Source organism: Streptomyces sp. NPDC005551, from assembly GCF_042871785.1.
Lineage (GTDB): Bacteria > Actinomycetota > Actinomycetes > Streptomycetales > Streptomycetaceae > Streptomyces.
The window spans coordinates 371783-391181 of sequence record NZ_JBIAJE010000004.1 but is presented as its reverse complement, the minus strand read 5'-3'; the positions used below and the strand labels follow the sequence as shown (position 1 = coordinate 391181).

Here is a 19399-nt window from a genome sequence, read left to right as displayed (position 1 = left end):
CCGCCACCGAACGGCCACCACATGACCGACGCCGAACCCACGAGGGACGCGGACCCCGCCGGGGACGGGACCCCCGCCGCCTCCGGCACGCCCAACTCCGGTAGGTCTGAAGCCGGTGCGGCCGACGCCGGTAGGTCAAAAGCCGGCGCGGCTGACGCCGGCACGCCCAACACCCGTACGGCCGCCGAGGAGACCGCCCGCGGTGAGGGCGCCGCACCCGGTCTCGACGCACGTCTTGTCGTGGAGCGCGGGGACTTCCGGCTCGACGTGGCGCTGCGGGCCGCGCCCGGTGACGTCGTCGCGCTGCTCGGGCCGAACGGGGCCGGGAAGACCACCTCGCTGCGGGCACTGGCCGGGCTCACCCCGCTCTCCGACGGCGGCCGGCTGCGTCTGGACGGGGTGCCGCTGGACCGGACGCCGCCCGAGTCCCGTCCGGTGGGCGTCGTCTTCCAGGACTATCTGCTCTTCCCGCACCTGTCCGCCCTGGACAACGTCGCGTTCGGGCCGCGCTGCCAGGGCGTCCCGAAGGCGGCGGCCCGGGCGCAGGCCGCCGTGTGGCTGGAGCGGATGGGGCTCGCCGACCATGCCGGCGCCAGGCCGCGCCGGCTCTCGGGCGGCCAGGCCCAGCGCGTCGCCCTCGCCCGCGCCCTGGCGACCGGCCCCCGGCTGCTGCTCCTGGACGAGCCGCTCGCCGCGCTCGACGCCCGAACCCGGCTCGACGTCCGGGCCCAGCTGCGGCGTCATCTCGCCGACTTCGAGGCCGTCGCCGTCCTCGTCACGCACGATCCGCTGGACGCGATGGTGCTGGCGGACCGGCTGGTCGTCGTCGAGCACGGTCAGGTGGTGCAGGAGGGCACCCCCTCCGACATCGCGCGCCACCCCCGGACGGACTACATCGCCCAGCTGGTCGGCCTCAACCTCTACCGGGGCCGGGCCGACGGCCACACCGTGCGCCTCGACGCGGGCCCGGAGATCATCACGACCGAAAACCTGTCAGGTCCCGTCTTCGTGGCCTTCCCGCCCGTGGCGGTCACGCTCCACCGGGACCGCCCGACCGGCTCCAGCGCCCGGAACCTGTGGCAGTGCCGGGTCACCGGTCTGGAGACGCACGGCGACCAGATCCGCGCGGACCTCACCGGGGAACTTCCCCTCGCCGCCGACCTGACCGCCGTCGCCGCCGCCGAACTCGGCCTGCATCCCGGCGCCCCGGTCTGGGCGACCGTCAAGGCCACCCAGACGCACGCCTATCCGGCCTGACCGCCGGGCTCAGGGCGCGACGAAGGCGTACATCCCGGCGACGGGCCGCGGCCGCCAGGTGCGGGCGTAGGGCGGGGGGCGGCCGTCGGGCGCGGCCAGCGCGGCGACCGGCATCCGCCGCGCGGCCCGCTCGACGCCCGCCCGGGTGATGTTGGCGTTGTGGCCGGTGACGTTGGCGGAGGAACACCCGGCGTAGAAGGCGACGGGGATGGCCTCCTCGCCGGTGAGCAGGCACGGCGGCCGTACGCCGATCCGGTGCAGCTCGGCCGCCGTACGGGCCCAGTCCCGGTGCGCGGCGGTCGTGCGCGCGACGGCGCGCTCCAGCACCGCGTACTGCACGGCCAGATGCCCGGCGAGACCGAGTGCTACCAGCGTCGCGGTCACCGGCCGCACGGCCCGGTCCGGTGCGGTGATCAGGTGGACGAGCCCGTCGGCGACGGGGATCGCGAGCAGGGCGTAGACGGGGAGCAGGAAGCGCGGCGCGGCGTATCCGATCATGAAGAGGTAGGGGACCCCGGCGGTCGCGGCGCAGACGAGCGGCAGCAGCGTGCCCGGCGTCCGCCCGGCCCGGACGGCGACGACGAGACCGAGCGCGGCGAGCAGCGGCAGGACGAACCACCACAGCACCACCGCCGTGCTGGGCAGGGGGCCGTCGCACGGGCGGCACAGGGCCTGCCCGTCCAGGCTGCGCAGCTGGTCCAGGACGGCGATGTTCCAGCCGAGGCCGCCCTGGATGTCGGCGGCCTCGGCCAGCCGCGCGCCCAGCCCGCCGAAACCGGTGTACGCCTCGACGACCCACTGGCCCGCCCCGGCGGCAAGCCCGGCTCCGAGTGCCGCCGACAACCTCCACCTCCGGACGCACACCGCCCAGATGAGCAGGGGTGCGGCCGTCCACACGGCGTCGGTGGGCCGCATCCACGCCATCAGCGCGACGCTCGCCGCCACGCCCCACGGCGCGGCCCGGTCGAGGCGGCCCGCGCGGGCCCGCAGGAAGAGGCCGACGGCCGCGAGGGCGCCGACCGCGACCCAGTAGTTGGGCATGGCCTGAGGGCCGTAGAACAGGGTCACCCACAGCGTCGCGAACAGCGCGCCCGCCAGGGCGAGGACCCGCGGCGGGAACAGTCCGCGCCAGGCACGCAGGGCCAGGAACAGCCCGAGCCCCGACAGCACTGCCAGATGGACCCGCAGCAGCGCGGTGGACGACGACCAGGTGGCGACCGGCGCCACCAGCAGGGACACCCCGCGGGCGCGCGGCGCGCTGAAGAAGGCCGCCGGACGGTGGGCGGTGACCTGGCTGACGTACACCACCTCGTCCCAGCCGAGGCCCATCCAGGGGTGTACGAGGATCAGCTGGGCGAGGGTGAAGCCGCCCGCGACGAGGGCCGGCCAGCCGCGGCCCGCCGTCGGCGGCCGTGCGGCGGCGGGCCCCGGTGACGGCGCCCGCCGCCCGGTGCCGAAGGTCCGGACGCCCAGGGTCCTCGCCTCGTCCACCCTTCACCACCCCTGCCGGCCAGAACGCACGGATCTCCCGAAACACCGACAAATTACCCCGCTCTGTGCGGTCGTGCCGGGTGAGTCCGGCCGACCGGCCGCCCGGCCGACGGGTCGCGGGCCGCACGGGCGCCGGCCACCGCCGGGGACCGGGAAGGGCCCGGCGCCCGATGAGCGGGAGCGCCGGGCCCTTGGGGCGGGGACGGGGAACGCGGGGCAGGGAGCGGGAACGCGTGGGTCAGGAGCGGGACTTGGCCGTGCGGCGACGGGTGGCCACGGCGATGGCGGCACCGGCGGCGAGCAGGGCCGCGGCTCCGCCCGCGATCGGGAGGGTGTTGCCGCCGCCGGTCTCGGCGAGGTCACCCGCCGGGGTGGACTCGCCGCCGTTCGGGGTGGGCGCCGCGGCCGTGGTGGACTCCGCCGCGGACGGCGTGGACTCCGTCTCCGGCGCCGACGGGGTCGTGGACGCGGGCGGGGCCGACGCGGGGGCCGTCGACGCCGGGGGCGTGGAGGCGGGCGGGGTGGTGGCCGGCGTGTCCGGCGTCTGGGACGTGCAGTCCTTCGTGCCGCCGTTCCACGCGGCGATCAGCTTGTCCTTGATGACCGGGCGGTCGGGCCCCTGCGGCACGTCACCGTGCTCGAAGCCGTCGTTCGCGTCGGCCCTGCCGTCGAACCTGACCTTGCCCCGGTACAGGTCGACCTGCGCGAAGCAGCCCGCGTCCGGCACCGAGATGTCCAGCGAGTCCGTCTCACCCTGCTTGACCGTGACCGTGTCGAAGTCGTGGAAGACCTGGACACCGGACGTCTTGAAGGTCGCGCCGTGCGTCCGGTACGCGGCGAGCGACGCGGTGCACGTCGTCGCGTCCTGTGCGGTCCGCACCTTGATGTGGACCTTGCCGTCCTCGGTGGGCCGCAGGTTCAGGTCGTCGACCCGGACCGAGTCGGCGAACTCGGTGCCGTCCAGGGAGAACTGGCAGCGATCCGTCTCGGTCACCGTGCCGGGACCCTGCCCGGACGTGTAGGCGCGACCGGACTTCTCCCAGCCGTCGCCGCCCGGCGTGCCGGAGGCCCACGCGCTGGTCGTGCCGGCGGAGAGGGCGACGACGACGGCGCCCGTCCCCAGCAGGCAGCGCATCGTGACACGTCTCGCTATGGACATGCGGATCCCATCGTGAGTTGCGAGACCCGGACGACGGCAGCGGGCAGCACGAAGCAGGCCGGAGGCCGGCCGCACCGGGGATCGCGGGTGGTGGAAACACCGGGCTCACTGGTCACGTGTGCCGCAGTGCGAGCACATCGTCGATCACCGCGTGATCACTGTCAACCTTGTTGAACGCGCATGTACTTCACGCGTCATCACCTGAGGTCCGCACAGGGAACCGATTGTTCCGGGGCTCGCGCGCTCCGGACGCTCCCCCGTGCGGGCGTTCCGTTGCTCCGGTGGGCGGGCACACCGGGCCGCGCGGTCAGCGGAAACACGCCGACGGTGCGTCACGTCGGTGGTTCGTGGTCAACGGGCCCTGCGCGCGGGAAACTGCACCGCTGCACGCGGGCACGGACCGATCGGGGAAAGCCGTCGACGCACCGGCCGCCGCGTGGGCGGCCGCCGCGTGGGCGGCCGCCGCGTCCGTACCGGCGGAGGTCGCTGCTCGGGTTACGCCGTCTCGGTCCAGCCGGGCGCCGCGGGGGCGGCCGGTGCGGCGGCGGGGCGGCAGGTGAATCCCAGCCGGGTGAGCGCGCGGGCGACCTCGGACTCGGTGAAGTCGCGGCGGTCCTGCCTGGTGATCACTTCCCCGACCTGCTTGACGGGGTACGTGTGCGAGCCGACGGTCACGGACGCGCCGGTGACGGGCTCGGGCCGGACACTCGCCATGGAGTGCTCCACCTCGCTCTTGATGAGATCGAAGGGGAATCGGGCGATCACACAACGCATGGTGCCTCCGCGGGGCGAAATTCGGTGCTGATCCGGACACCGGAACGGAACCGGCGGGATGGGACCGACGCCGGAATGCCGCACTCGGAAAGGCCCGGCAAACGAAAAAGCGGGTGGCCGGGACCCGCACCCCTTGGTGCAGGTCCCGGCCACCCGAAACGCTTCAGCCGACCCGGGGGTCAGGCGTCAGCCGTGTCCCAGATCAGGCGGGGACGATGTTCTCGGCCTGCGGGCCCTTCTGGCCCTGCGTGACGTCGAAGGTCACCTTCTGGCCTTCCTGGAGCTCACGGAAGCCCTGGGTGGCGATGTTCGAGTAGTGGGCGAAGACGTCAGCGCCGCCGCCGTCCTGCTCGATGAAGCCGAAGCCCTTTTCAGCGTTGAACCACTTCACGGTACCAGTAGCCATGTCAAATCTCCTTACGGGAGCAGTGCTCGAAGGCCCGCACTGTGCGGACCCGCGGTCGCCGCGATGATTGCCCCGTCCGGAGATAAAACACCGGAATGCAGAAGCGAACCGCCCAGTATTGACCGGAAGGTTGCGCTCCAAGACTTTGGGAACCACAACTGCAACTGAAATCGACAGTAGCACGGCAGCAGCCGAGGAGGGCGGACCACTATGTCACCCCGTCCGGACAAATAACAAAACCTATCGGCGCATCCCGTCGATTTCTGCTTTCGTCGCGACAGATATTCAGCGCGCCTCGCCGGAGGCGCGCCCGCGGTCCCCAGTTGCCGCAACGCCGAGCGCGGTGCGGGAAGTGCGGGACCGGACACGGGGCCGGGTTCCGGCGGTGTAGCCCACGTCACTCGTACATCACCCGTACGGACCGGCGCGGTGGTGGGTGCGCACGGGGAGTGGTGCCTTGAGGCAGACGGGCACGACCGGTACCCGGGGCGTCCGGGGCGTCCGGACCGGGCGGTCCGTCCGCCCGGGACGCCCCGCCCGTCCGCCCGGGACGCAACCGCCCGGAACCGCGCTGGAGGTACCGCCATGCACCGACTTCCCCGCGTTCTCGCCGCCGCCCTGGCAGCGGGCGCCCTGCTGACCTGCGCGGCCTGCTCGGCGGGCGGCGGCACCGGCAGGGGCGGCGGTACGTACGCGGGAGCGGGTGACCCGGCGGTCTCCGCGTCACCCGCCGGGAAGAAGGATCCCGCGGCTCCCGCCGCCGCGGGCGCGCTCACCGACGTGCAGGCCGCGAACGCGCGGCTGGTCCTCGGCGACCTCGGCACACGGTGGGCGCCCACCGAGGGCGCCGCGACCTGGCACGACGCCCTCCTCAAGGGCGCCGTCGACGAGCCGGACTGCCGGCGGCTCCTCGACGGCCTGTACGAGGACAACCTGCTGGGCGAGCCCTCCGGCGGGCGGGCGGTCGCCGGATTCGACGACACCGAGAACGGTGCCCAGCTGCGCCACGTCGTCGCGGCGTACGGGCGGGGCCACCTGGACACCGCCATGGACTGGCTGCGGGGCCTGCCTGCGCGGTGCGGCGAGTTCACCGCCACGGACGGCAAGGGCGCCGGGAGGGCGGTCCAGGTCGCCGACCTGCCCGTCCCCGGGCTGGGCGACGCGCGCCAGGGCCTGCGGATGACCGTGGCCGGGGACGTCGAGCAGATCCCCGCCACGCTCACCCTGGACGTCGTGGCGGTACGCGTCGGTGACAGTGCCCTGGTGCTCACCGACGGCGGCCTCTACGGCACCGACGACGCGTCCACCCGGCAGGCCGCCGAACGCGGCACCCAGCGACTGAAGGACGTGCTGGCCGCGCGGTCGGCCGGGGCGCCGTCCACGCGTCAGCGCTGACGCCTCCGCCGGTCCCGGGGGCCTCCGCCGTCCCCGGGGGGCCACCGAGCCCCCGCGTTACTCGCGGTGGAACCGCTTCCGGTGCGCCAGCACCTCGCGGGCCGCCGACCCCGCCGTACGGCTGTGGGCGAACGCGTACCCGCGCAGCCTGGCCAGCGCGTCGTCGGGGCCGATGCCGAGCTGGGCCATGATCATGCCGATGGCCTGGTGGATCTCGTCGTGGTCCGGGGTCAGCCGGCTCAGCCACGAGTCCTCGCGGACCGCCGTCCACTCCCCGCGGGGCAGTGACATCAGGGCGACCGTCACGACTCCGGCCACGAGGTGCCCGGTGTTCAGCTCGCGCCGGGTCGGCTCGCCCGGGGAGTCGCGGTAGAGGTCGAGTGTGCCGACGCACACCTCGTTGTCGCCCAGTGGAAGCGAGTACACCGCCTGGACGCCCTCACCGGTGGCCTGCTCGGCGAACACCGGCCAGCGGCCGGCGTCGGCACCGCCCGTCAGGTCGCGGGCGATGACGGCGGCGCCGGCCGAGGCGGCGTCCAGGCAGGGGCCCTCGCCCAATGTGCCCTGTACGTCCGCGACCCGGGCGGCCGTCTCGTCGCTCGCGCCCAGCCGCACGGGCAGTCCGTCGCTGCGCAGCGACATGCTCGCGCCGCTGACCGGGAGCAGCGCGACCGCCGCCGCGCACAGCCGCCCCGGAAGCTCCTCGAGCGGCACGTCCCAGACGGCGTCGGCGATCGCCACGGCGACCTCGAAGTCGGCGTCCGCGGACTCTCCGGCCGAGGCCGCCCCGAAGTCCGGCGCGGCACCCGGCCGCCGACCGGGGTGCCCACCCGGGTAGGATCCGGCTTCCGGACCTTCTTGGCGGGACGGGGGCGCCGACTCGGACCCCGGGCCCGGAGCCGACTCGGGGGGCGGCTTCAGGAGTGACTCGGACGCCGGGTCCAGGGGTGACTCGGGGGGCAGGTCCAGGAACGACTCGGACGCCGGGTCCAGGGGTGACTCGGGCAGCGGGTCCAGGAACGTCCAGGCCTGTGACCCCGGATCGGAGCCGGTGCCCGGCGTCGCTCCCCCGGCCGTGTTCCTGCCGTCGTCGTGGGTCCCGCCGCCGGGGTCCATGTCTCCCCCGGGTTCCGGGCCGGGCCGGGAGGGCGCGCGTGCCCCGCGCTCGGCGCCGGGACCGGGACCGGGACCGGGACCGGGACCGGGGGATGCTCCGGTCCCCTCGCCGTAGGGGTCGCCGCCCCACTGCCGGTCACGGACGTCGGGACTCTCGCCGTGGAGGTCGTCACCCTGGTGCCTGTGACGGACGTCCGGGGAGTCGTCGCCGGAATCCGACGCGCCGCAACCGTCCTTGCTCGACCGCACGACCACCGCCTCCTTCCGCCCTGTACACCGACCAGCCACGTCTCGTGGAGTGCGTGTCTGCGTACGGGTACCCACCGGCACAGATCCAAGCCGGACGGATGCGGGGCGCGCGACCGGAGATGCACGGACCCCGGCCGGACGTCTCCGACGTGTGTCTTCGCGCTGACCGGACCGCACGGCGGAGACCTGCCTGCCTACCCGGCGATAGCGGCCTCCGCGGGCTGCCGGGTGCGCTGCGGGCGGCTGTCCAGGTGGGCGATGACGTGGGCGTGGAAACGGTCGACGGCTTCGTCGACGCTGCGGATGAAACCGGATTCGGCACTGCCCCGGGTGTTGCCCATGCCGCGGAACAGGGAGAGCCGGAACCCGGTGATCTGCGCGCCGTTCTTGGGAACGATGTCCGCGGGCTCGGGACGCAGACGCTCCAGCGTGCCGCGCGGCCCGCCCGTCTGTCCCTCGACGAGGGTCTCGATGTGCAGGTCGGCCGGGGCGGCGGCGAGTTGCCGTACGAGGCGCTTGGCCCAGTTGAGGGGATACCCCTGTTCCGGTGCGGCGATCTCGATGGACGTACGCAGCCTGCCCGTTCGCAGGTCCGCGCAGAGCGCGAGGATGCCGGGCGTGCCCTCGATCCGGAGTTCGGCGTCGAGCCTGCCGTCCAGGCAGAGGCGGTCGGCCAGAGCCGCCCGGCGCACCCGTGGCTCGGTCCCCCGCTTCGTGCGCTGCACCGGGAGCACCTTCTGTCCGAGCTCGCCGCCGAGCCGCAGACACACCTGGCGGACCAGCCGTTCCCAGCTCTCGACCACCTCCGTGGCCCGCGGGTCGCCCTGGCACAAGGTCTCGCCGTCGATGCCGTTGCGCACCGGCACCCAGGCCGGGCCCATGTTCTGGAAGCCGTGGCAGCCGGAGTTGTCGTGCTGGAGGTAGTGCAGGAGTTCCTCGAGGAGCCAGGCGTGGGCGGCATTGCCCAGTCCTTCGTGCCGGATCAACATCTGTGCCTGATGCGCCACTTCCGCCCAGGACAGATGCCGGCAGGCCACCTTGTTCTTGCGACGGCCGTCCAGCTTCACGTCGACCAGCGGACTGCCGTCCAGCTCCACGTCGTTGGAGAGCGTGATCACCGCCTCGTATCCGCGCCGGGCGGCGATGTCGGCATACGCCTGCACTTGTTCGGGCTTGAGGGCGTTCCCATTGGTCTTCGTCTCGACCAGCGCGGTCCACAGCTTGCCCGCGCGCTCGACCCGGATGACGCCGTCCGGCCGTCTCGGTGACTCACCGTGCGGAAGCGAGACCTCGGTGAACGTCTCCATGCGTCCGGCGGGCGCCCCGAATCCGGCGGTCAGGCGCCGTCCGAACTCGGGTACCTGCGCCATCACGGACAGCAGTACGGACGTCGCCCGTGTCTCCCGCTCCCGGTCGCTCTTGAGAGCGGCGGCCGGAAAGAGCCGCGCCGTCCGCCACGCGTCGTTCTCCGCCAGGGATGTTCTGGCCACCTTGGGCAGGGTGACCTTCTTCTTCGCGGTACGCGGACGGCCGGGCCTCTTCTTCACGGTCTCCGTCGGTCCGCTCACCGGCTGCGCGGGAACGGTCACCGCCATGACCGGGGTCTCGGACTCGACGACGGCCACCGCCGCCTCCGGCGTGACGTCCTCCTCCGGTTCCGACGCGTCGTCGATGTCGACCCCGAAGTCCGCGGCCAGGCCGGCCAGGCCCGACTCGTAGCCCTGCCCGATCGCCCGGAACTTCCAGTCCCCGGATCTCCGGTAGAGCTCGCCGAACAGCAGCGCGCTGACCCGGCCCGCGTCCTCGACGGAGTACCGCAGGAGGTCGCCCCCGGAGCCGTCGGCCAGTGTCAGGCGCACGTCGTGCAGGTCGCCGAACCCCGCCCCCTGGTAGCGGCTGGCCGCCACCACGATCTGCTCGACGTCCGGCGGAATCGCGGTCAGGTCGAACGTGATGCGGTCCTCGTTGCCGTCCGCCGTGGGCGCCTTGCCCAGGAGCTGCACGCTGCCGTCGGCCGCGGCAGGGTTGTTGTAGAAGTAGAAGTCGGCATCACCGCGCACCTTGCCGTTCCCGCCCAGCAGCAGTACGGAGACGTCCGCGTCGCCCTCCCCGGTCGGGCTGCTCCAGCTCAGGCTCACCATCACCGAGCGGATGTCGTCACCCAGGGACGCCAGTCCGATGTTGGCGCCCTTGACCATCTCGTGCATGAGGCCCCCCAGATGCACAGCCGCGAAGGATGCCCCCGCTGACCTCTTGTCCGTAGCTGAATGTGACGCGCTTCACACACTGCGCATCGGGGGAACCTTAGCGCGCGTCCGGTCGGCGCGTGGTGGTCGTAGCGGATTCTTTCCAGCGGCATATCCGAGCGGTTGCCGGTGAACCGGCCGGCGCTCGGGAACCTAGAGCGGTGGTGGGGCCGGGGCTGCGCCCAGGGTTGTGGTGCCGGGGGACGTGCGGTGGCCCAGGCCTGTGCGGTACGCGTCGAGCGCCGCCTCGATGCGGCCGGTGCGGCGGAGCAGGTCGCCGAGGAGCCGGCACAGGTCGGCCAGGTCGCCCGCCGCGCCGGCCCGCTCCAGCAGGCTCATGGCGCGGACGTAGTGCTCCTCGGCCGCCTCCGTGTCGCGGGCGTCCTCGGCGATGATGCCGAGGAGACGGTGGGCGCCCGCCGAGTGCACGGCGCCGCGCTCGGAGCTGAGGTCCCCCAGCACCTCGCGCAGCAGCGCGGCCGCCTCCCGTGACTTGCCGCGCCGGTGCAGCACGTCGGCCAGTTCGACGTTGACCTGGCTGGTGTAGAGGGCGGCCCGCTTCGCGGACAGCATGGTCTGCGCCTGCCTCAACTCGGACTCGGCTCGCTCCAGTTCGCCGTTCTGTGCGTACAGGTAGCCGCGCATCCAGTGGCAGTTGGCCAGTTCGGTACGGATCTGGAGCTGGCGGTAGAGCTCGGCGGCCTTGGCCAGGGACGCGTCGGCCTCGGCGGTCCGGCCCTCGGCGAGCAGCGTGCGGGCGACGGAGCGGTGCATGCGGGCGACCAGCGCGGGGTCGCCGGCCCGCGGTGCGAGGGCGAGGGCGAACTCGGCGGCCTGGGCGGCCCGGGCGTGGGCGCCCATGTCCATGTACGGGGCTATGACACCCGTGTAGAGGAGCAGGAGCGCGTCGGGGTCGTGCAGTCCGTTGCGGTTCAGTTCGTCGAGCGTGGACTCGAACAGGTAGCAGGCGTAGCGGAGTTCGCCCGCGAGGTAGTGGGAGACGGCCCGGCCGCGCAGGGCCGGGACCCGCTGCGGCAGCGGGGCGTCCCCCAGGCGCTGCTCGGACTGTTCGAAGCGGGTGCGGGCGACCTCCAGGTCCCCTGTCTCCAGGGCGCATTCGCCGAGTCCCAGCAGGGCGGCGGCCTGTTCGGCGACGAGCCCGTGCGTCTGCGCCTCGGCGAGCAGCGTGCCGTACTGCTCGGCGGCCACCTCCGCCTCGCCGGTCGCCAGGGTCCGCCGCGCGTCCGTCAGGCGGAGCCGCAGGCCCGTGGCGAGGTGGGCGGGGCGGCCCGTGGCCAGTTCGTCGTACGCCACGCCGAGACGTCCGGCGATGTGCCGCAGCGCCGGTTCCGAGGCGCGGACCCGGCCGGCCTCCAGGGTGGAGATGTAGGCGGGCGTGTACGCCGGTTCCGCCAGCTGCTTCTGTGTCAGACCGCGTTTCATCCGCAGCTGCTGCACCCTGCGCCCGATGATTCCCGGGTCGTCGCGCTCCGCCATGAATTAAGCATGCCATTGCGGCGCGTTACGCCGAGCAGGGTTCCTGCATTCGCACAACTCCCCTGATGCGCCTTGCCCTTGGCCTGTGAATGGCTCTACGTTAAGTGGTGTATTAAACGTGCTTAATATGCCGCTGTTGTGAGGTCGCCGTGCTCCGACGCCTGTCCGACCGCCACGTCCGCGGCTTCGGCGCCGGGGTCGTCGCCGTGGCCGCGCTGGTGACCGCCGCGAACGCCGGTCCGGCCAGGGCCGACGGTCCCCCGGCGGCGCCGCACACCGCCCGGGTGCCGGATGCCGCCCGGGTGCCGGATGCCGCCCGGGTGCCGGATGCCGCCCGGGTGCCGGATGCCTCCCACGCGCCGGGCACCGCCCACGCGTCGGCGTCGCGGACGCCCTGACCCACCGGGCCCCGGGGGGACTTCACCGGGCCCGGGGGGACTTCCCGCACACCTCTGCCGTACGCACCCGGCGCCCCCTGCGCTGACGCCGTGACCGCTGCCGCCGCACGCACCGCGCTGGACGTCACCGCCGATCTCCCGGTCCCGGCCCCGGAGGACCTCTACCGGGACCTGCACCGCCACCCGGAGCTGTCGCTGCGCAAGCACCGCACGACGGCGACACTCGCCGGACGGCTGCGCGCGGCCGGGTACGAGACGGCCGAGGGCATCGGCACGACCGGCGTGGCCGGGCTGCTGCGCAACGGGGACGGGCCGACCGTCCTGCTGCGCGCCGGCATGGACGCGCTCCCCGTCACCGAGGAGACCGGACTGCCGTACGCCTCCGAGCACCACGGCGTCATGCACGCCTGCGGTCACGATCTGCACGTGACCTGGCTGACCGGCGCGGCGGAGGCGCTCGCCGCGGGCCGCGACACCTGGTCCGGCACGCTCCTGGTCGTCGGCCGGCCCGCCGAGGAGAGCGGCGAGGGCGCGGCCCCCGGCCCGACCCACTCCCCCTGTGCGCCCCGGTCTTACGGAGTGGTGACGTGCGGCGCGCGGTCCGGGACGCCGGGACGCCGCGCCCCTAGCGTGGGCGGCATGCGGGTACTGGTCACCGGCGGAGCCGGGTTCATCGGGTCGGAGATCGTCGCGGCGCTGGGCGCCCGGGGGCACGAGGCGGTCGTGTACGACCTGCGGGAGGGCCGGGACGTGCGCGACGGGGCGGCCGTGGCGGACGCCCTGTCCGGGGTGGACGCGGTGTGCCATCAGGCGGCGCTGGTCGGCCTCGGCGACGGTTTCTCCGACGCCGCGGAGTACGTCTCGCGCAACGACCTCGGCACGGCGGTGCTGCTCACGGCCATGGCCGGCGCGGGCGTACGGCGGCTGGTGCTCGCCGGTTCGATGGTCGTGTACGGGGAGGGCCGCTACGACTGCCCGCGCCACGGGGTGGTGCGCCCGGGCCCCCGTGCGGAGGCCGACCTGACCGCCGGCCGCTTCGAGCCGACGTGCCCGGTGTGCGGCGACGACCTGGCTCCGGGGCTGGTCGCCGAGGACGCCCCCGCGGACCCCCGCAACGTGTACGCGACGACCAAGCTGGCGCAGGAGCACCTGGCGGCGGCGTGGGCCCGGAGCACCGGAGGCGGGGCGGTGTCGCTGCGCTACCACAACGTCTACGGCCCCGGCATGCCCCGCGACACCCCGTACGCGGGCGTCGCCGCGCTCTTCCGTTCGGCGCTCGCCCGGGGCGAGTCCCCGCGGGTCTTCGAGGACGGCGGCCAGCGGCGGGACTTCGTCCAGGTACGGGACGTGGCGGCGGCCAACGTGCGCGCGCTGGAGGCCGGTTCGCCCGACGGCACGTTCACCGCGTACAACACGGGGAGCGGGGATCCGCACACCGTCGGCGAACTGGCCCTCGCCCTCGCCCGGGCCCACGGCGGCCCCGACCCCGTGGTCACCGGCGAGTACCGCCTGGGCGACGTCCGCCACATCACGGCGGACTCGGCCCGGCTGCGGGCCGACCTGGGCTGGAAGCCGGAGGTCTCCTTCGAGGAGGGCATGCGGGAGTTCGCCGGTCAGGGGTAGCCCCTGCCGGGGGCACCGCACGGGTCAGCGCGCGAGCTGCGCGGAGCGGAGTTCGTCCAGGTGCTGCTGGATGTGCCGCAGCGCGCCCTCCCGGCGGCCCGGCACGCGACCGCGCAAGTCGGCCAGGGCGGCGGCCAGTTCACCGGCCCGGGCCGCGTCCTCGATACGGCCCCACTGGTGGTGGGCGCGGTCGGCGGCCGACTCCACGGCGGGCGCGTCCGGGGACTGTCCGGCGCCCAGCCGTGCGGTGGCGACCGCGAGCCAGGCCCGGCAGCTGTGCACGGGGTCCCCGGCGAACATCGCCAGATCGGCCCGCACCTCCATCCAGTGCAACGCCTGCTCGGACCCGGGGCCGTGGGCACGTACGGCCGTCCGCTCCCACTGGGCGGCCAGCGCGTCCGCTTCCCCGTGCCGGCCCGCCTGCACGGCCGCGGTGATCGCCGCGTGCGGGTCGGGAGCCGCCGGCGCCCTGCCCTCCGCCGCCAGGACGACACCGGGCGCGTCGCCCTCCGCAAGAGCCCGTGTCAGCGCCTGCTGGTGCAGCTGCGCGGGCTCGGGGCGGTGGCCGCTGCGCAGGATCGTGGCCAGGGACTTCATGTACCCCGGGGCCGCCACCGTGCGGCGGGGCGGCGGCGGCGCGATCCGCCCGTAGAGGCTCACGCCCGGGCCCGCGGTGAGCGGCTGGGACGCCAGCGCCTGCCAGGCCTCCGGGTCCGCGTGCAGGTCGGCGAAGAGGGTGGTCGTGCCCGGCGGGCGCAGGCGCAGCTCCTCACGGATCCAGTGCCAGGGGAACGCCGTGTAGCGGACCGTGGCGGGGGTGGTGCGGGCCAGCGCGAGGTGCGGCAGCCGTTGCCTGCGGTCGAGTTGGAGCTGGCCGGTGAGATAGACCGTCAGCGGGCCCGAGGACGTCGCCGCGGCGCGCAGCCGGGTCAGGACGGACTGGGGCTCCAGCGGGTCCGCCAGCTCCACCACGTTCGCCGTGTCGGCGCCGGACAGCACGGCGGGCGCCACGGCCGCGAGGACGGGGAGCACGGACACCGCGTCCACCAGGCACCCCTTGCCCACCGGCGAGGCCGCGAGCAGCAGCACGGTTCCGGGCATCGTTCCCTCCCCCATCGATCACCTACGGCAGCACCGTAACCGCTGCGCGTGCGAAGAGGGGATCGCACGGGGGCGGGAAGTGCCCCCGCCCGCCCGTCGCGTGCGCCGTCCTACGCCCGCGACTCCGCTGCCGGGAGCGGTGCCGCCGGCGCCGGGAGCGTCACCTCGAAGCGGCAGCCGCCGGAGACGTTGCGCACGGCGGCGCGGCCCCGGTGGGCCTCCACGATGCCCCGCACGATGGCGAGGCCGAGACCCGCGCCGGCCGGGGGAGTACGGGCGTGGGTGCCGCGCCAGCCCGTGTCGAAGACGCGGGACAGGTCCTCCTCGGGGATGCCGCCGCAGCCGTCCGTGACGGAGAGGACGACCCCTTCGGGTGAGCGCTCCGCGGCCACCGCGACCGTCCCGTCGGCGGGGGTCCGGCGGATCGCGTTGACCAGGAGATTGCCCAGCACGCGGCTCATCTCCTTGCCGTCCACCTCCACCGGCAGCGGTTCGACGCGGTCCCCCACCAGCCGTACGCCGTGCTCGCGGGCCAGCGGGTCCGCACCCGCGAGGGCGTCGCCGACGAGGTCGTACAGGGAGATCCGGGAGGGCGAGAGGGCGAGGGTTCCGGCGTGGATGCGGGACAGTTCGAACAGGTCGCCGACCATGCCGTTCAGTCGCTCGACCTCGGTACGGATCTGGCGCAGATAGCGGGCGGGGTCGGCGGCGACCCCGTCCTCCAGCGCCTCCGACATCGCCCGCAGCCCGGCCAGCGGGGTGCGCAGGTCGTGCGAGATCCACGCGACGAGTTCCCGCCGCGATGTCTCCAGGGCGCGCTCGCGCTCGCGGGACGCGGCGAGTTTGCTGCTCGTGGTCTGCAACTCGCGGCTCAAAGCGGCGAGTTCGGCGGTGGCCGCGCCGTCGGGGGCGGCGAAGGCACCGCCGTCGCCGAAGGAGCGGGCGGCGAGGGTGAGGGCCCGGCTGCGGCCGACGACCCAGCGGCCGAGCAGCAGCGCGGTGGCGAGCGAGACGACGGCCGCCATCGCCACGACGGTCGTCACCACCGTCAGGTCGTGCGGGGACAGGAACATCGCCCACGCGACGGCGAGGGTCCCCGCGAGCATCGCGGTCACGGCGACTGCGGCGACCACCGCGAGGGACGCGGTGAGCGAGCGCCGCCGGATCAGCCGGAGCACGCCCGCCCCGAACAGCCCGGCGGCGGCGGCCCCGAGGAAGGCGAAGAGGGCGATGAGCAGCATGTCGCGCATGGCTTACGGCTCCTGCGGGGGCGCGGCGGGGACGGGTCCGCCGGGGGTGCGGGCGTTCGGGGGGCGTACGTCGGGGACGGAGGCGTCTGGACGGGGCACGTCGGGGACGGGGGCGGGCGGGACGGGTTTCCCGGGGGCGGGGGCGGCCGGGTCGGGTCCGCCGGTGCCCGGGGCCGGTCCACCGGTGCCCGGGGCCGGTCCGCCAGTGGCCGGGGCGGGTTCTCCGCGGGCCGGGGCGGGTTCGCCGATGCCCGGGGCGGGTTCTCCGCGGGCCGGGGCGGGTTCCCCCGTGTCCTGGGGGTTCACCGGGACGGCGGGGCCCTCGAAGCGGTAGCCCACCCCCCACACCGTGTGGATCAGGCGGGGGCGGGCGGGGTCGTCCTCGACCTTGCCGCGCAGGCGGCGGACGTGGACCGTGACGGTCGACAGGTCACCGAAGTCCCAGCCCCAGACCTCGCGCATCAGCTCCTCCCGCCCGAACGCCCGGCCGGGATTCCGCAGGAAGAACGCCAGCAGGTCGAACTCCCTTACGGTGAGCGCGAGTTCGGAGTCGCCCTTGGTGGCGCGGCGGGCTCCGGGGTCGACGGTGAGACCGCCGGACCGCAGCGGGCGCACCCCCGCGGCCGGCCCGGTGCGGCGCAGTACGGACTCCACGCGCAGCACCAGCTCACGCGGGCTGAAGGGCTTGGTGACGTAGTCGTCGGCGCCCACCTCCAGGCCGAGGATGCGGTCGTCCTCGTCCCCGCGGGCGGTGAGCATGACGACGGGCACCGGCCCGCGCGCCCGGAGCCGCCGGCACACCTCCAGGCCGTCCATCCCCGGGAGCATCAGGTCGAGCACCACGAGGTCGGGCCGGTGCGCGGCGGCCCGGGCGAGCGCCTCGGGGCCGTCACCCGCCCGGTCCACGGCGTAACCCGCGCGGTCCAGGTAACCGGACACGATCTCGGCCACGGTGGGGTCGTCGTCGACGACGAGGACCCGCGCGCCCCGGCCGGGACCCGGTGACTCGTACGGCTGCTGCTCCATGCCGCCAGCGTCGCACCGCGCGGGTCCGGGCGCCGCCCCCGAGCGGCCCGGACGCACGGACGTCCGTGTTTCGTAAGGAGCCGGAGTCCGCTTCGCCCCATTTGCGTTCGTAGGGTGAAACCCGTGACGACCTCTCCCGCACCGGAACCGGAAACGGCACCAGCCACGGACACGGCACCCGTCGACGTGGTCCTGCCCTGTCTGAACGAGGCCGAGGCCCTCCCCTGGGTCCTCGCCCGCATCCCGCCCGGCTGGCGCGCACTGGTCGTGGACAACGGCTCCACCGACGGTTCCGCGGACCTCGCCCGCGCACTCGGCGCGAGCGTCGTCCACGAGGAGCGCCGCGGCTTCGGCGCCGCCTGCCACGCGGGGCTCACCGCGGCCACGGCGGACGTCGTGTGCTTCTGCGACTGCGACGCCTCGCTCGACCCGTCATTGCTCGTGCCGTTCGTCCACGAGGTCCTGGACGGCCGCGCCGACCTGGTCCTCGGCAGGCGGCGCCCGCGGGGCCGGGGCGCCTGGCCGGCGCACGCCCGTGCGGGCAACCTCGTCCTGTCCCGGATGCTGCGCCGCCGCACCGGCCTGCGCCTGCACGACCTCGGCCCGCTGCGCGCCGCCCGCCGCGCCCCGCTGCTCGCCCTCGGACTCACCGACCGGCGCAGCGGCTACCCCCTGCAGATGGTCGTCCGCGCCGCCGACGCCGGCTGGCGCGTCACCGAGCACGACGTGCCGTATCTGCCCCGCAGCGGCGCCTCCAAGGTGACCGGCACCTGGCGCGGCACCTGGCAGGCGGTCCGCGACATGAGCCGGGTGCTCGCCGAACCGGCGCCGGCGCCTGCCCCGGTGCCCCTTGCCGAGGGAGGCGGCGCCCGGTGAACACCGCCCGCGCCACCACCCTGCTGGTCATCGCCAAGGAGCCGCGTCCCGGCCGGGTGAAGACACGGCTCACCCCGCCGTTCACCCCACAGGAGGCGGCGGCGCTCGCCGGGGCCGCGCTCGCCGACACCCTGCACGCGGTGCTGGCCGCCCCGGCGCGGCGCCGCGTCCTGGTGCTGGACGGCACGCCCGGCCCCTGGCTGCCGCCCGGCTTCGACGTCGTACCGCAGTGCGCCGGCGGCCTCGACGAGCGCCTCGCCGACGCGTTCGCGGGCTGCGCAGGACCGGCCCTGCTGATCGGCATGGACACCCCCCAGGTGACACCCGGTCTCCTCACCGTCGACTGGCGGAGCACCGACGCCTGCTTCGGCCCGGCCGCGGACGGCGGCTTCTGGGCGCTGGGCATGGCCGAACCGGACCCGGAACTGGTGCGCGGCGTCCCGATGTCGACGGCGGTCACCGGCGCCGTGCAGCGGGACCGGCTCACCGCGGCCGGTCTGCGGGTACGGGACCTGCCGGTGCTGCGGGACGTCGACACGGCGCCCGACGCGGCGCGGGTCGCGGCCTGCGCACCGGACGGGCGCTTCGCCGCGGAACTGGCCCGGCTGACCGCGGGCGCCGGCCGATGAGCGCACCGGCCGGCAGCGCCGCGCCCGCCTGGTGCGCCGACCCCTACGCCGAGGCGCTGCGCGCCGGCCGCGGCCCGCTCTTCCTGCACCGCAGCGACGGCTGGCTGCTGCCGCTGGAGGTGGAGCGGTGGTGCGCGGAGGCCGACACGGTGGATCTGGAGGTGCTGCGGCGGTGCGAGGGCGCCGTCCTCGACGTGGGCTGCGGGCCCGGGCGGCTCGTCGCCGAGCTCGCGGCGCGCGGCTGCCCGGCGCTCGGTGTCGACGTCAGCGAGGCCGCCGTCGCGCACGCCCTGCGGATCGGCGGGCAGGCCCTGCTGCGGTCCGTGTTCGACCCGCTGCCGGGCGAGGGCCGCTGGGGCACCGCGCTCCTCATCGACGGGAACGTGGGCATCGGCGGCGAACCGGGCGCCCTGCTGCGCCGGATCGCCCGGCTCCTCGCCCCCGGTGGGCTGCTGATCGCCGAGAGCGCGCCCGTGGACGTCGACGAACGGGTCCACGTGCGGGTCGCCGACGGCCGCGGCGCGGCCGGCACCCCCTTCCCCTGGGCCCGCCTCGGCACTCCGGCCCTGCTGCGGCACGCCCGCCGCGCGGGTTTCCGGCCGGAGGCTCAGTGGACCGCGGGCGGGCGTTCCTTCGCCGCCCTGCGCCGGCGCGACGCCTTCGACGTCCGCAGGACGAGCAGGACCGCCGAGCCCGTGAACAGCACCGCGGTGATCAGCAGCCACCGGGCGAGGAACCCGTCGCCCGACAGGCTCGTGGCGGACGCGTAGCGGCCCGCGACCCGCCCGCTGACCAGCGGGAACCACACCAGCAGGAGCAGCCCCGACAGCGCCGCCGGGACGCGGACGTGAGCACGCCACTCCCGGCGGCCGGCCGCGCCGAGCGCCCCGCCGACGGCCCGGTCCG

The 19399-nt window shown here is 74.9% G+C and carries 16 protein-coding genes and 2 pseudogenes; 8 read left to right on the top strand and 10 right to left on the bottom strand.

Annotated features, from left to right (window positions below):
* The first annotated feature begins 21 nt into the window (after positions 1-21).
* On the top strand, positions 22-1257 hold the full coding sequence (locus tag ACFYP4_RS14105) for an ABC transporter ATP-binding protein (RefSeq protein WP_388785403.1): 1236 nt from the start codon (positions 22-24) through the stop codon (positions 1255-1257).
* Positions 1258-1266: 9 nt separating this feature from the next.
* Here the strand turns inward: ACFYP4_RS14105 and ACFYP4_RS14100 are convergent, their stop codons facing one another.
* From ACFYP4_RS14100 to ACFYP4_RS14085, 4 genes are all read right to left on the bottom strand, one after another.
* Positions 1267-2586, bottom strand: coding sequence for a hypothetical protein (locus ACFYP4_RS14100; RefSeq protein WP_388785694.1), 1320 nt, complete (start codon positions 2584-2586; stop codon positions 1267-1269).
* Between the two features lie 400 nt (positions 2587-2986).
* A complete protein-coding gene (locus tag ACFYP4_RS14095) occupies positions 2987-3907 on the bottom strand; it encodes an LAETG motif-containing sortase-dependent surface protein (protein ID WP_358850818.1) in 921 nt (306 codons plus the stop codon).
* A gap of 495 nt (positions 3908-4402) precedes the next feature.
* Entirely contained in the window at positions 4403-4681 is a 279-nt protein-coding gene (locus tag ACFYP4_RS14090) for an SCO5918 family protein (RefSeq protein ID WP_358850819.1), read from the bottom strand.
* Between the two features lie 202 nt (positions 4682-4883).
* Positions 4884-5087: a cold-shock protein gene (locus tag ACFYP4_RS14085; protein WP_010986199.1), complete on the bottom strand. Its 204-nt coding sequence runs from the start codon at positions 5085-5087 to the stop codon at positions 4884-4886.
* A gap of 585 nt (positions 5088-5672) precedes the next feature.
* Here ACFYP4_RS14085 and ACFYP4_RS14080 point away from each other — a divergent pair.
* Positions 5673-6482, top strand: coding sequence for a hypothetical protein (locus ACFYP4_RS14080; protein WP_358850820.1), 810 nt, complete (start codon positions 5673-5675; stop codon positions 6480-6482).
* A gap of 57 nt (positions 6483-6539) precedes the next feature.
* On the opposite strand, the gene ACFYP4_RS14075 is transcribed toward ACFYP4_RS14080, so the two are convergent.
* From ACFYP4_RS14075 to ACFYP4_RS14065, 3 genes are all read right to left on the bottom strand, one after another.
* Positions 6540-7223 (bottom strand): ANTAR domain-containing protein, encoded by a 684-nt coding sequence (locus ACFYP4_RS14075; protein ID WP_358850821.1) that lies wholly within the window; start codon positions 7221-7223, stop codon positions 6540-6542.
* An 818-nt stretch (positions 7224-8041) separates the two neighbouring features.
* Entirely contained in the window at positions 8042-10054 is a 2013-nt protein-coding gene (locus tag ACFYP4_RS14070; protein WP_358850822.1) for a TerD family protein, read from the bottom strand.
* Positions 10055-10246: 192 nt separating this feature from the next.
* Positions 10247-11590 carry a helix-turn-helix domain-containing protein gene (locus ACFYP4_RS14065; RefSeq protein ID WP_388785400.1) on the bottom strand — a complete coding sequence of 448 codons (1344 nt, stop codon included), beginning with the start codon at positions 11588-11590 and terminating at the stop codon, positions 10247-10249.
* 149 nt (positions 11591-11739) lie between these two features.
* Between ACFYP4_RS14065 and ACFYP4_RS14060 the strand changes: the two genes are divergently transcribed.
* The 3 genes and pseudogenes from ACFYP4_RS14060 to ACFYP4_RS14050 all read left to right on the top strand — a co-directional run bounded on the left by ACFYP4_RS14060 (position 11740) and on the right by ACFYP4_RS14050 (position 13611).
* A complete protein-coding gene (locus ACFYP4_RS14060) occupies positions 11740-11988 on the top strand; it encodes a hypothetical protein (protein WP_388785398.1) in 249 nt (82 codons plus the stop codon).
* 90 nt (positions 11989-12078) lie between these two features.
* Positions 12079-12513, top strand: a pseudogene (locus ACFYP4_RS14055) (M20/M25/M40 family metallo-hydrolase); the annotation flags it as partial.
* Positions 12514-12627: 114 nt separating this feature from the next.
* Positions 12628-13611: an NAD-dependent epimerase/dehydratase family protein gene (locus tag ACFYP4_RS14050; protein ID WP_388785692.1), complete on the top strand. Its 984-nt coding sequence runs from the start codon at positions 12628-12630 to the stop codon at positions 13609-13611.
* Between the two features lie 24 nt (positions 13612-13635).
* On the opposite strand, the gene ACFYP4_RS14045 is transcribed toward ACFYP4_RS14050, so the two are convergent.
* From ACFYP4_RS14045 to ACFYP4_RS14035, 3 genes and pseudogenes are all read right to left on the bottom strand, one after another.
* Positions 13636-14712 (bottom strand): hypothetical protein, encoded by a 1077-nt coding sequence (locus ACFYP4_RS14045; RefSeq protein ID WP_358850825.1) that lies wholly within the window; start codon positions 14710-14712, stop codon positions 13636-13638.
* A 110-nt stretch (positions 14713-14822) separates the two neighbouring features.
* On the bottom strand, positions 14823-15962 hold the full coding sequence (locus ACFYP4_RS14040; protein ID WP_358850826.1) for a HAMP domain-containing sensor histidine kinase: 1140 nt from the start codon (positions 15960-15962) through the stop codon (positions 14823-14825).
* A 321-nt stretch (positions 15963-16283) separates the two neighbouring features.
* Positions 16284-16988: pseudogene (locus ACFYP4_RS14035) on the bottom strand (response regulator transcription factor); the annotation flags it as partial.
* Positions 16989-17102: 114 nt separating this feature from the next.
* On the opposite strand from ACFYP4_RS14035, the gene ACFYP4_RS14030 reads away from it, so the two are divergent.
* From ACFYP4_RS14030 to ACFYP4_RS14020, 3 genes are read left to right on the top strand one after another with little or no spacing between them, the layout of a single operon-like run.
* Positions 17103-17864, top strand: a complete 762-nt coding sequence (locus ACFYP4_RS14030) for a glycosyltransferase family 2 protein (protein WP_388785395.1) — start codon at positions 17103-17105, stop codon at positions 17862-17864.
* Positions 17861-18493, top strand: a complete 633-nt coding sequence (locus ACFYP4_RS14025; protein ID WP_358850829.1) for a DUF2064 domain-containing protein — start codon at positions 17861-17863, stop codon at positions 18491-18493. The genes ACFYP4_RS14030 and ACFYP4_RS14025 overlap by 4 nt, the downstream gene beginning before the upstream one ends.
* Positions 18490-19263: a class I SAM-dependent methyltransferase gene (locus ACFYP4_RS14020; protein WP_388785393.1), complete on the top strand. Its 774-nt coding sequence runs from the start codon at positions 18490-18492 to the stop codon at positions 19261-19263. The genes ACFYP4_RS14025 and ACFYP4_RS14020 overlap by 4 nt, the downstream gene beginning before the upstream one ends.
* Positions 19264-19399: the final 136 nt, after the last annotated feature.